Below are 13,462 nucleotides of genomic sequence, written 5' to 3'. Positions count from 1 at the left end.
ACAGATAATAATAACGCTATTCCTTTACTTTGATTTCAATTAACCAAATAACAAACCTTACTGCAAATTTCTTCCACCAGCAATACTATGCTTTGCAGTTTTAATATTTTTTATGAGATACAAATTATTTGTTTCAGATGATTGATAATCATTAGTTTATCTAAAAGACAATAAATCAGGAAAATTACAACTAAAATGATGCTATGCTCCATAAATACTTATCAGTTCCAGGTATATTTCTCGTACCAGAATAAAACAAATCCGTGTTGATCCTGCAGACAAATGCTAAAATAGGCCAATTTTAGTAGTAATGGTGTTGCAAGCAGTAGAACATTTAGCTTGCAATATGTTGCTGATCAGATATTATTAATGGATCAAAATTATTGCTGTTAATAATAAAACGATTTACTGATTTAGCTGATCTAAATACCATTAACTTAACCAGAAGGGGTACGAAGATCCTACACAATGTTGTGGGTCTGCAACCTGATCAATAATGTTTTCTGCAAAAGGTAACGGGTCCTTGCAGATCCGCGGTCGGAATTACAATTGTAACGCCGAAGAACATTACTATGCCCATTCCGGAGGAATATTGTTTCATGGTGCCAATTTAAGCAGTATTAAGATTAAGCTATTCGAAAATATATAGCAATACCATAACCATTATTGGTTAGCGTTCAGCGTGGAAAGAAATAATAAAATCCAGTGTAACCCGGCTAAATCCGGATAAAGCAATATGTATATGAAAATTAAAAACAAGGTTAAAACCAGGCGTTGGCAAATCCGTTGGATGCTGCTCGGGTTGATTGCGCTTTCCTTAACACATTGTAAACATGATGAGTTGCCGCAAGAAGTTGGCTTTGATCCATCTAAGCCCGTAACCGTCAACGATTTTTACCCTAAAGCCGGAAGTGTAGGAAACAACCTGGTGATATATGGTGAAAATTTCGGGAACGATCTTTCCAAAATAAAAGTGATGATCGGAGGAAAGTCAGCCAAAGTTGTTGGTGTGAAAAATAATGCCATTTATTGTATCATTCCCGAAAAGGCCTATGCTGGCGATATAAAAGTTAGTGTTCTTGGTGGCAACAATGAGGAATTGGCTTATGGTGCCTCAAAAGAACCACTTTCGTATACCAGAAAACTGCTCGTTTCTACCTTTTTAGGGAAATACTATCAGGTGCCAAGTAATTTTGAGGAAAAGGAAGGCCCCTTTAACGATTGTGGTGGATTTAAGGGGATATTATGGCTCACCTTCGATCCCAAAAACTATAACCATCTCTATTTCTCGGCCGATGTAAACAGCTGCCGTCTGATTGATTTCGAGAAGCAATATGTGAGTTATTTCAGAACGGATCTCGATAGGGTATCGATATTAAACTGGAGAATGGACGGAAATCAGGACATGATTGTTTCTCACAACCATTCCAGCGATACCAAAAATGGAAATTATCTGTTCACCCGTGAATCTAATTTTGTTCAGAAAAAGGCGATCGAGGTTTATGCCCGGGGTGTAAACGGTACAATAGTTCATCCGCAGAATGGAGAGTTATATTACTCAAGGTTCAGAGCGGGCGATATCCGCAGGTATGACTTCAATACCAAAGAAGATAAATTGGTGTTCTCCAATCCCTATAGCGCGGTAGCCGTTTACATGGTGATGCACCCCTCCGGTGACTATGCCTACCTGGTCGAATATGATAAACATTTTATTATGCGTACCGATTACGACCGGGATAAGAAAACCTTCAAAACACCCTATACCATTTGTGGTGCAGCGGGTACAGCAGGTTATGCCGACGGAATTGGCACTAACGCGCGTTTGAATAACCCTGTACAAGGCGTATTTGTTAAAAATCCCGAATATGAAACGGCAGGAGGCGACCAGTACGATTTCTATTTCTGCGATAAGGCCAACCACGCGGTCCGCATTTTAACACCACAAGGAAGGGTAAGCACATTCGCCGGACGTGGGAACAATGGCACAAGCGGTTATGCCGATGGCGATTTACGTACCGAAGCCCGTTTCAATAACCCGCAGGCCATTGCCTATGATGATGTGAAAAAATGTTTTTATATCGGTGATACGGGCAATTGGCTTATCCGCAAAATAGCTAAAGAAGAATAATTGATGACAACCAAATATATAATTATGAGATTAATTTTACTAACGTGCATCGTGCTGATTGGTGTCTCCTTTAATGTTTTCGCTCAGGAGGTAACAGTAAAGGGAACAGTAACCGATATTGGCAAACAGCCCATCCCGGGGGTAAGCATATCTGTTGCCAACCTGCCCGGACTGGGGGCAATTACCGACAGTGATGGAAAATTCAGTATCAAAATGCCTCCCTACCAAACATTGGTGTTTACTTATGTGGGTTACGAAAAACAGGAGGTATTGGTAAAGGAGCAGCGTGTTGTAAATGTTATCCTGAAAGAATCAGATGCCAGTGTACTGAACGAGGTGGTAATTACCGGTACAGGTGCAGAGAAAAAAATATCTATCACGGGGGCCATTACAACTGTAAATGTAGACCGGCTAAAATCTAATCCCTCCACATCGATGGCAGATGCGCTGGCAGGTGTGGTACCAGGCATCCAGGCCATGCAAACTTCAGGGCGCCCAGGCAGCATTTCAGAATTTTGGGTGCGCAGTATTTCTACTTTCGGCGCCAGCAATGCAGCGCTGGTATTGATTGATGGCTTTGAACGTGACATGAACGAAATCAATGTGGAAGATGTGGAATCCTTTTCTGTATTAAAAGATGCTTCAGCAACGGCTATTTATGGAAGCAGAGGTGCAAATGGTGTAATTTTAATCAAAACCAAACGAGGCAAGGAAGGCAAGGTAAATATTAATGCAAAAGTAGAAGGCTTTTATAATACACTGACCAAGCTACCTGAATTTGTGGATGGCTATGAGTATGCGTCGATGGCCAATGAGGCAAAGATTGTTAGAAATCAGGAGCCGCTCTTTTCGAAGCCAGAACTCGAAATACTGCGCCTGGGTTTAGATCCCGACCTGTTCCCGAATGTAAACTGGATGGATGTGGTATTGCGTGATGCAGCAAAAAGCCAGCGCAGTATGATCAATTTAAGCGGAGGTGGAAAAACTGCACGTTACTATTTATCGGGAAGCTACCAGAACCAGCAGGGAATGTATAAGGTAGATGATGCATTGAAAGACTACAATACCAACGCCAGTTTTAATAAGTATACCTATCGTTTAAGTGTTGATATGGATATTACCAAATCTACCTTGCTTACAGTGGGTGTTTCGGGTTCGTTACGGAAACAAAATGATCCTGGAGTGGGCAGTGATGCCATATGGACTGCGCTGATGGGCTACAATGCAATTACCTCTCCACTGGTATATTCAGACGGGAAGATCCCCGCAAGTGATGATGGAGATACCAACCCGGATAATGATATGGACCGCTTTAATCCTTGGGTACAGGGTACCATGACCGGTTACAACGAAAGTTGGAGCAATAACATCCAAACTACATTAAATCTGAACCAGGGTCTGGATTTTATTACCAAAGGACTCCGCTTTGTTGGTCGCTTTGGTTATGATACTTATAACAATAACTATATCAAACGTTACAAGTTTCCTGAACTGTGGAGCGCCAACCGTTACCGCGATACCGAAGGCAATTTGGTATTTAAACGCATAAAAGAGGAACAGAAAATGACACAGACTGCTGGTTCGGACGGCGATAAACGTGAGTTTTTTGAATGGGAAACACATTATAAAAATAACATTGGCGACCATAATTTCGGGGCCATGGTTAAGTATAGTCAGGCATCGAAGGTATTTACCCAGAATATCGGTTCGGATTTAAAAAACGGAATTGCACGACGGAATCAGGGATTCGCCGGGAGGGTCAACTACAACTGGAAATCGCGCTATTATGTAGATTTCAATTTCGGTTACACGGGTTCTGAAAATTTTCACAAAGATTACCGCTTCGGATTTTTTCCTGCCATTTCCGGCGCATGGAATATCGGAGAGGAACCGATCGTGAAAAAATTAGGATGGGTAGATATGTTTAAAGTGCGTTATTCATATGGAAAAACGGGGAACGACAACTTAGGCGATATCAGGTTTCCTTATCTCTATACTTTAGAGCAGATGGCTGCAGGCGGATACAATTTCGGTGATTTTGATTCTTCAAATCCGTGGACGGGAATCCGTTATTCTTCAGTAGCTTCTCCTAATGTTACCTGGGAAATTGCCACCAAGCAGGATCTGGGAATCGATTATTCACTTTTTCACGACAAGTTTAGCGGATCGGTTGATTATTTCCGCGAACGCCGTGAAGGAATTTACATGAGCCGGAATTTTCTTCCCGGATACGTAGGCCTGGAAAATAATCCGTCTGCGAATGTGGGCGAGGTAAAAGCTGCAGGATTTGATGGCAGTTTTACCTATAAACAAAAAGTAAGAAATGTAGATCTCACTTTACGTGGCAATGTTACCTATAGCAAAAATGAAATCTTAGAAAGAGATGAAGAAAATACAATTTACACTTACAAGCTACAGGAAGGCCACAGGGTAGATCAGGCCCGGGGGCTGATCGATTTAGGCCTGTTTAAAGATTATGATGATATCCGTAATAGCCCGAAACAATCCTATGGTGAGGTAATGCCGGGCGATATCAAGTACAAGGATATTAATGGGGATGGTATGATCGATGATAATGATGTTGTGGCTATCGGCGCTACAACCAGACCGAACCTTACTTATGGGTTTGGGCTTTCAGCAAGTTGGAAAGGCCTTGATATCAACGTGCATTTTCAGGGCGTAGGAAAGTCTACTTATTTTATTAACGGATCGTCGGTTTACATGTTCAGCTTAGGTCAGAATTGGGGAAATATCCTTGACGATATAGCCAATAGCAACCGCTGGAAATTAGGCACAAATGAAGATCCCAATGCAGATTATCCCCGGTTAACCTATGGGCCAAATGCCAATAACTACCGTGCATCTACCTTTTGGCTAAGAGATGGTTCTTATCTGCGTTTAAAAACATTGGATATTGGCTATTCGCTGCCTAAAACCCTGGTGAACAAGGCACACCTCAATAATGTACGTTTCTTTTTTATCGGTACTAATCTGCTCACCTTCACCAAATTTAAACTGTGGGATCCGGAGTTGGGAAGTTCAACAGGGAAAGTTTATCCGCTAAGCAGAACAATGTCTTTAGGGGTATCAGTTAATTTATAAGAAGAAGAATATGAAAAAAATACTTATGGTCTTAGCTTTCGCTGGCATTGTTTTAATTGCTGGCGGATGTAAAAAATATCTCGACTCAGATTACCTCTTCGATGAGCGGTTAACTACGGAAGAGGTTTTTACCAATACCGATTATGCAAACAGATGGTTGGCACAGGCTTACTCTTTTCTGGGCAGTAATTTTATGCAGGATGTAAGCAGCAAGAAGTACATGCCCTTTAATTTTGCTGATGATATGTATTACGGTGATGAAAGCGACGGGTACAAAAGATGGAAAAACGGGCAATACACAGAAAATGGATTAAATGGCGAAAGCAAGGAAATTTGGAATGTGGCCTATAAAGGTATCCGCCAGGCTTCTATATTTATTACTAATATCGATATCAATAAGCAGTTTACAGCAAAAGAAATTGCTAACCTCAAGGGGCAGGCCCGGTTTTTAAGGGCCTACTTTTATTGGGTGCTTTTACGTACTTATGGTCCGGTGCCAATTGTGCCCAATGAGGGGATTGATTACACCAAAGAGTATGATGAAATTGCGCAGCCACGGAATACCTACGAAGAATGTGCCGTTTACCTCTCGAACGAACTGGTAGAAGCCGCCAAAGGACTTTCACTTCAACAGGGGATACAACAGATTGCAAGGCCAACCCGTGGTGCGGCTTTAGCGCTCCGTGCCCGGATACTTTTGTATGCCGCAAGTCCGCTGGCTAACGGAAAAGCACCTGCTGATGTAGCAGCGGCACTGGTTACCAAAGATGGGAAGCCCTTACTTTCACGAACCTACGATGAATCTAAATGGGCCAGGGCTGCCGCCGCTGCCAAGGATGTAATGGATATGGGCCAATACCGTTTGTACGTAGCTTATAAAAAAACAACTGGCGATGCTGCTTATCCGGCAACTGTTACTCCTCCGTTTGATGGTAATTTTTCTAATAGTGCCTGGCCTTCTGGCTGGAGTGATATCGATCCTTACGAGTCGTACCGCGCTTTGTTTAACGGAACAGTTCCTGCCTATCAAAATCCTGAACTGATTTTTACTCATGGCCAAAACCAGGGGGGCGAAGGCATAAACGTTTTGGTGCTGCATCAGTTGCCGCGCCTTGAGGGCAAGGGATACAATTCGCATGGCATGACCCAAAAGCAGGTTGATGCCTATGCTATGAATGATGGTAGCGATATACCAGGAATGAACAGCATGTACGCCGGGAGACAGGGTTATGAGGGCCGCTATAATAGCCAACCCCGCGCTACGGGTTTTGTAACGCAGACAGAACTGACCAAATATCCCGAATTAGGCCCTTTGGGCGTTGGGGTAAATAAACAGTTCGTTCAGCGCGAGCCACGTTTTTATGCATCGGTATCGTATAACGGTTCTACCTGGAATCTCCTCAATGCAGAAAGCGTAAGAGATGAAAAAAGTAATGTACAGATATTTTACTATCGGGGCGATCCTAATGGTTATAAAAACACGACCTACTGGCCACGTACGGGAGTGGGTATTAAAAAGTATGTGCATCCGGACGATATCAGTAATGTGGCTGTTACCGCTTACGATCAAAGCCGTATGAAACAAAAAGTCGACCCTGCTATCCGTTATGCGGAAGTATTGCTGATTTATGCAGAAGCCTTAAATGAACTGAACGGATCTTACAATATCCCATCGTGGGACGGAAGCAAAACACAGGTAATTTCACGGAACATTTCTGAAATGAAAAGAGGAATCCAGCCTATCCGCATCCGTGCCGGGTTAGCTGATTATCCGGGAGATGTTTATGCTGATCCAAATAGATTTCGTATAAAATTGAAAAGAGAACGTCAGGTAGAGTTATTTGCCGAAGGGCACCGCTATTTCGATCTGCGCCGATGGACAGATGCGCAATCGGAAGAGTCGGCCCCTGTTTATGGCTACAATGCCTATGCCACTAAAGCGCAGGCAGATCTTTTCCATAACGTGGTTGAAACGCCATCATTACCTTCCATTTTTACGCTCAAAATGTGGTTTTGGCCAATTCATTTTGACGAATTGAAACGCAACAAATACCTGACACAAAATCCGGGCTGGACAAATCCTGAATAACAATCATAATCCGAAAAAAAATGAAGAAATATATAGGTATTCTATTTTTATTGATAACAACAGCGGTAGGCTTTGTTTCATGTAATGATGAATGGAAGGAAGAACAATTCGTTCAAACGGCATCATTTAAATCAAATCCAACTGCCCAGGGCGTAAGCTGGAGTTATTTACGTTATAATGCCACCGGAAAGGTGAGGTTTAATCTTCCTATCATTATCAGTGGTTCTACACCAAATCTTAAAAACCGCACCATACACCTCGGTTTGGATCCGGATACGCTGGCGAAATTAAACCAGGAACAATATGGCCACCGCCAGGAGCTGTATTTTAAACAATTGGACCAAAAGTATTATACGATGCCCCAAACCATAGATGTACCGGCTGGAGTAAGTACAGTTACTGTTCCAATCGATTTTACTTTGGGAGACCTGGATCAATCTGATAAATGGGTATTGCCGTTACAGATTTTAAACGATCCTGCTTATGACTATCAGGCCAATCCACAAAAATATTACCGTAGGGCTATGCTGCGGATTACTCCATTTAATGATTATTCCGGAGAATATGGCGGTACTTTGTATAAAATATTTCTCGATGGGGATACTGAACCCTTAACCCTGAATACCCACCGAACTTTTGTAGTGGATGATAAAACTATTTTTCTATATGCCGGAATCAGGGATATTGATTACCTGGACCGCAAAAACTATAAGGTGTTTATTAAGTTTACCGATCAGAATATCGATATCCAGAAGAAAAAGTTAGAAATCTGGAGTGATAATACCGCAAACAATAAATTTAAAGTCGGGGCGGCACAATCTTATTACACCAGAGATGAGGCCTGGGATCCAAAACTTCCATACCTGAAACATATTTATACCACGCTTTATTTATCCTACGAGTTTGAGGATTACACTACAGTGCCCGGGCAAAGGTTAAAATATAAAGTAGATGGTACATTATCCATGCAGCGCGACCTGAATACATTGATACCCGATCAGGATCAGCAGATTCAATGGTAATTAGTAATTTATAGAAGTCTAGTTTTTAAAACTTGACTTCTATAAAACACACTAAACCCAGCTAGCACGCGTGCTCCAGCGAGAGAAATATTTAAGCAAGTCCTTTGACAGGCTACCATAGACAGCAATCCATTAGCACTGCCGTCATTCCCGTGCAGGCGGGAATCTTAAAGCGCTTACATTCCGATTATCTTCGATGAGCACTTCGTGGTTCTCAATCGAGTTGAGGTTGACAATCTCGTGCAGCCTACCATTTTGCCAAAAAGACCTGTTTTTTATATTGATTTTAAGAAATAATTACCCCTCAGGATAACAACTAAACTATATAATGGAATCGTCATTCGATAGCGATCGGAGGAGCTCACCGATTTTAATCGGTAGCGCAATGTAGAAATCTTTAAACCAGATAATATAGTTCAAAGATCTCTCCACTGCGGTCGAGATGACGATCTTTATATTTAAGTCTGTTAGTGATGGAATATTGAGTTTTAATGGTATAATTAAATATACGCATTTCCAAGCGGAAAATAATTCAGCTTTCAATGGCATCATTAATTATTCATTAATCTAAAGCTGTTAAAAGTCCCTGTCTGCGAAAGATCTCCTTTTACCACAATACCCGCTCTGTACCCCATTCCCCAGGGCACATATTTGGCTGCTAAAAAATCTGTACGGTAAAAACTAAGCCATTCTGCTCCTTGTTTTTTATGGAAAAATTCTATCTGTTTCCCATCATTGCTGATCTGCATTTTTAATTGCACGGTGTCAGCTAAATTTTCTTTTGAAGTTTTACGAATGGTGTATGCGCCTTCAAAATTATCAAAAACAACAAAACCATCTGTTGAGGCTGTAATGCCTATTCCACCAAGTTCGCCGGGCCATTTGCTTTTGAAAATGGAACCGCCAAGACAAATACCTGTTTTTGCCGCACCGGGCTTTATTTCGGCACTGATGCTAAAATTTACGGTCTTAATATACTGACCCAGAAATGTGCCAAGCGCATGGTTTTCATCAGATGCTGTTAATTTTAAGCCTTTATCAAAAGACATCAATGGTCTTGGTGATTTGGAAGGCCATTGCCAGGCCAGATCAAGTTTTTGATCATTTTCAAAATTGTCGACAGAATTAAGGTCGGCCTTTGGCCGGTTGGGGAGGGTTGCATTATGCAATACTGGCCAGCCATCAGCACCAACCATTAACTCTTCTATAATGCCCTCTCTGCCTACAAAAACATCATAACTTTTGTTGAAGGCGTGGTAGAGCATAAACAATCTGTCATCTGCTGTTTTTACCACTGTGCCATGACCGGGGCAGTTCCACTTATCATTACTCACCATTATCGGGTTATTACCGTACTTTTCCCACACGCCGCTGTTGAGATCTTTCGTTCTGGCAATTCCTGTTTTGTAATTGCATTTTGCATCACAGCAGCCACCAACAGAATACAGGCTGTAAACATATTCTCCCAAAGTAAAAAAACAGGCACCTTCAACCAATCCGGTTTCCCAAGGCTGACTATTGGTGAATACTTTGCTCTTTTGCCCGAGTAATTTTGTCCGGCTATCGTTAATTTCCTGTTTCCAGATCCAGCTTTCTTTGCCACAGCCATTCCCGTCATTTTTCCAGAAAGCATAAATTTTGCCATTGTGCTGTAATTCAAACGCATCTATGGCACCACATTCATCTTCAATAATAACAGGACCATTATCAATAAATTTACCATTTTCAATTTTATCTGCATCAATCCAGGCTGTGCCGCATTGTAAACCCGGATTACCTTTTGTTTCCCTGTTATGCGCCGTGTAATAGGCATATATCCGGTTCCGTTTCTGATCATAAACCAGTTCAGATGCCCAAAAGTTATTCTCGCCCCACTGGTTTTTCATATCCTTAAATCCATCCGGAAAAACATGGTTAATCAGTTTCCAGGTTTTAAGGTCGGTTGATTTATAGATGGTAAAATAAGGAGCCCATTCGTTTGTAGTAGAGGTAGCGTAATACACCTTTCCAACCCTGATGATAGAAGGATCCGGATTATCGCCTGGGAGGGCTGGGTTTACCAATATGTGCGCAGCGTTTTCAGCGTTGTAATTTTCGGTTTGTTTTTTTTTTAGTCCGCAGGAAACCAGGTAAAAGCTCATTAGCAAATAAACCAGGCGAGTACCTAAAGTTTGTATTGTTAAGTTACAGGACTTTTTTATAGCTATTTTATTAGTTTTTTCTGCTGGTTGAACACCATTTGCATATTTTTTAAAAAATGTAGATAATCGAAAGGTGATCATGTATTTCAGGGTATAAATTGTCTTTTTGCTATTTGGTTATTTGTCCGAAAATAAACAATTAAATACAGGGAGAAAGGGAAGCCAAAGTTTGAGCACCGCGTACAAATGAATGTTTTATTACTAACCTTTGTGGTGCAATCCACTCTTTTTTAATCCGTTTTTGGTGCTATTTTATGTTTTAAATTATTGATTTTTAATGTGTTAATTGTGTTTTTGTCAGCTTGCTTATATTTTTAATAAACAAGTTTTTAATCTGGTAATTCTTCTTTCTTTTCGGTTTTTGATCAGGTAAAATGAGACAAATCAACAATAAATTGAACATATTTTGCAAGGTCCATTGGCTTACTTTGGCATAAGAACCAATTATAAACTTGTTAAGTACATCAAATGCTAATGCTATGGCCAATCAGCCTAAAGATATTGACGAAACCAGATTCTCCCTGTCCGGCCTAAGCACCAGATGCCACCTGAAAACTAAATTCTTTAAAATACATAACAATTACACACTAAATTCAATGAAAAACCACAGGTTAATTTACATGCTATTATTGGGCATTTTTGCCGTAAACCTAACTTATGCTCAAAATATACTTAGCAAAAGCGAGAAAAAGGAAGGGTTTAAATTGCTTTGGAACGGCAAGGATGCTACTGGTTGGCGTGCCATATTTAAAGAGCAGTTTCCGGCTAAAGGCTGGGAAATGAAAAACGGGATTTTAACCGTACTGCCATCAAACGGACAGGAGCAGGGCTCTGGCGGCGATATTGTTACCCGGGATGAATATTCGGCCTTTATTTTAAAGTTTGATTTCAAACTTACTGCAGGTGCTAACAGTGGTATAAAATATTTTGTAACTGAGGAAGAAAAAACCAATCTGTCTGGTATCGGCCTTGAGTTTCAGGTACTGGATGATGAAAAACATCCTGATGCGAAGCTGGGCAAAAACGGTAACCGCAAGCTTGCCTCTTTATATGATCTTATTCCATCAAACAAACCTGCTTCGGCAATTAAAGCAATCGGCGAATGGAATAGTGGCGAGATCCGTGTTTACCCGAACAATCATGTTGAACATTGGTTAAACGGCGTAAAAGTAGTGGAGTATGAGCGCGGATCAGAAGATTTTAGAAAGCTGGTGGCTGGAAGCAAATACAAAACATGGAAAAACTTTGGAGAAGCTAAAAAGGGACATATCCTGATCCAGGATCACGGCAACAATGTTTCGTACAAAAACATTAAAATAAAAATACTTAAATAATGCGTGTGATGGAAGAATCGAGAAGAGATTTTATAAAAAAGGCAGCAATTGCAGCAGCAGGAACTTATGTAGGTACTTTTGGGATGTCGGCCAAAAGTTACGCGAATATTATCGGTGCTAATGATCGGGTTAGGGTTGGTGTGGTTGGTTTTTCTGATCGCTTTAAAGATACGCTGTTCCCCTGCTTTTTAAACCACAACAAAGAACTTAATTTTGATATTGTTGCCCTTTCTGACCTATGGAATTACCGTCGTGATTTGGGTGCTGAACACATTAAAAGTAAAATCGGTCATGGCATTACGTCCTGTAAAAACAATGACGAACTTTATGCATTGAAAGATCTTGATGCGGTCATCATCAGTACTCCGGATTTTGCACATGCATCGCACGCCATAGAAGCTGTTAAAAACAAAAAAGATGTGTATTGCGAAAAACCCTTTGCCGAAACCATGGATGATGCCAATGCAGCATTGAAAGCGGTAAGGTCTTCGAAACAGATTCTGCAGATTGGTTCGCAACGCCGAAGTGGGCAAAATTATCAGGCTGCTGCCGATTTTATCAAAGCAGGTAAATTTGGCGATCTTACCATGGTAGAGTTGAGCTGGAATGTAAACCAACCTGGCCGTTGGCGCCGCCCCGATTTGGTAGCTAAACTGAAAGAGCAGGATACCGATTGGAAACGCTTTTTATTGAACCGGCCATACGAAGCCTTTGATCCCAGGATATACCTCGAATACCGCCTTTTCTGGCCATATTCTTCAGGTATGCCCGGACAATGGATGAGCCACCAGATTGATACGGTGCATTGGTTTACCGGATTATCTCACCCGCGAAGTGTAACCGCAAATGGTGGAATTTATCAGTGGAAAGACGGTCGACGCAATTGGGATACCACCACTGCCGTGTTTGACTATGGTCCGCTTGACGATATGACTAAAGGTTTCCAGGTGGTATTTACTTCCAGGATGCATAACGGTGATGAAAGACCGGCAGAAATCTATTATTCGAATGGGGGAGAATTAAATCTCATTACCAATACCATATCGCCTCATGGAGGTTTAACGGCAAAAGCTGCGGCTGCGATGAAAATGAAGCCGAACCTCTTGCCCGAAATTAAACTTGCTGCGCCATCAGCTGCTGCTGCATCGGCCAACACCGGTGCAGATGTGTTAAGTTCTAACCATATGCGCAACTGGCTGGAGTGTATCCGAAGTAGGAAAGAGCCTAATGCGCCTGTTGAGGCAGGTTATCAGCATTCCATCGCCAATATCATGGCGAATGCTGCGGTACGCACCGGAGGAAAAGCCAGCTTTGACGCCACTCGTCAGCAGGTTATGGTGGAGGGAAAAGTATTCAAATACTAGCGCTTCAAACAACAAAGTACCAAGGTCTGTGTCTTCACAGACCTTTCTCATAAACCCTCTAGTTATATTTAACCATATAAGTCATCTAAGGGGCATATAAGCTTATATCACCTAAGTCGACAAGGTCTGTGTCCCGACAGGCATTTCGCATAAATTCTTTAGTTTGTTTTTACCATATAAGACATTTATAACCTTATATGTTCTTATATTCCTTATATGTTG

The 13,462-nt window shown here is 41.5% G+C and carries 7 protein-coding genes; 6 read left to right on the top strand and 1 reads right to left on the bottom strand.

All coding sequences use genetic code 11. From position 1 onward, the window contains the following. The first annotated feature begins 742 nt into the window (after window positions 1-742). Genes ACN9MR_RS13955 through ACN9MR_RS13940 form a run of 4 tightly spaced genes read left to right on the top strand, consistent with a single transcriptional unit; the run spans window position 743 to window position 8,341 of the window. Window positions 743-2,128, top strand: coding sequence for an IPT/TIG domain-containing protein (locus ACN9MR_RS13955; protein ID WP_426324453.1), 1,386 nt, complete (start codon window positions 743-745; stop codon window positions 2,126-2,128). A gap of 24 nt (window positions 2,129-2,152) precedes the next feature. Then, window positions 2,153-5,230 (top strand): SusC/RagA family TonB-linked outer membrane protein, encoded by a 3,078-nt coding sequence (locus ACN9MR_RS13950; RefSeq protein ID WP_426324451.1) that lies wholly within the window; start codon window positions 2,153-2,155, stop codon window positions 5,228-5,230. A gap of 10 nt (window positions 5,231-5,240) precedes the next feature. After that, window positions 5,241-7,319 carry a RagB/SusD family nutrient uptake outer membrane protein gene (locus ACN9MR_RS13945; RefSeq protein ID WP_426324449.1) on the top strand — a complete coding sequence of 693 codons (2,079 nt, stop codon included), beginning with the start codon at window positions 5,241-5,243 and terminating at the stop codon, window positions 7,317-7,319. A 20-nt stretch (window positions 7,320-7,339) separates the two neighbouring features. Next, window positions 7,340-8,341: a DUF4973 domain-containing protein gene (locus tag ACN9MR_RS13940; protein WP_426324447.1), complete on the top strand. Its 1,002-nt coding sequence runs from the start codon at window positions 7,340-7,342 to the stop codon at window positions 8,339-8,341. 551 nt (window positions 8,342-8,892) lie between these two features. Here the strand turns inward: ACN9MR_RS13940 and ACN9MR_RS13935 are convergent. Continuing rightward, window positions 8,893-10,482 (bottom strand): glycoside hydrolase family 43 protein, encoded by a 1,590-nt coding sequence (locus tag ACN9MR_RS13935; protein ID WP_426324445.1) that lies wholly within the window; start codon window positions 10,480-10,482, stop codon window positions 8,893-8,895. Window positions 10,483-11,138: 656 nt separating this feature from the next. Between ACN9MR_RS13935 and ACN9MR_RS13930 the strand changes: the two genes are divergently transcribed. Together ACN9MR_RS13930 and ACN9MR_RS13925 are read left to right on the top strand one after the other, a co-directional pair. Then, entirely contained in the window at window positions 11,139-11,876 is a 738-nt protein-coding gene (locus tag ACN9MR_RS13930; RefSeq protein WP_426324443.1) for a 3-keto-disaccharide hydrolase, read from the top strand. An 8-nt stretch (window positions 11,877-11,884) separates the two neighbouring features. Then, on the top strand, window positions 11,885-13,240 hold the full coding sequence (locus ACN9MR_RS13925) for a Gfo/Idh/MocA family protein (RefSeq protein ID WP_426330229.1): 1,356 nt from the start codon (window positions 11,885-11,887) through the stop codon (window positions 13,238-13,240). Window positions 13,241-13,462: the final 222 nt, after the last annotated feature.

The sequence above is a fragment of the Pedobacter sp. R-06 genome (assembly GCF_049913135.1).
Lineage (GTDB): Bacteria > Bacteroidota > Bacteroidia > Sphingobacteriales > Sphingobacteriaceae > Pedobacter.
Note: the sequence above shows the minus strand (reverse complement) of the source record. Positions and strands in the feature narration are given on the sequence as shown.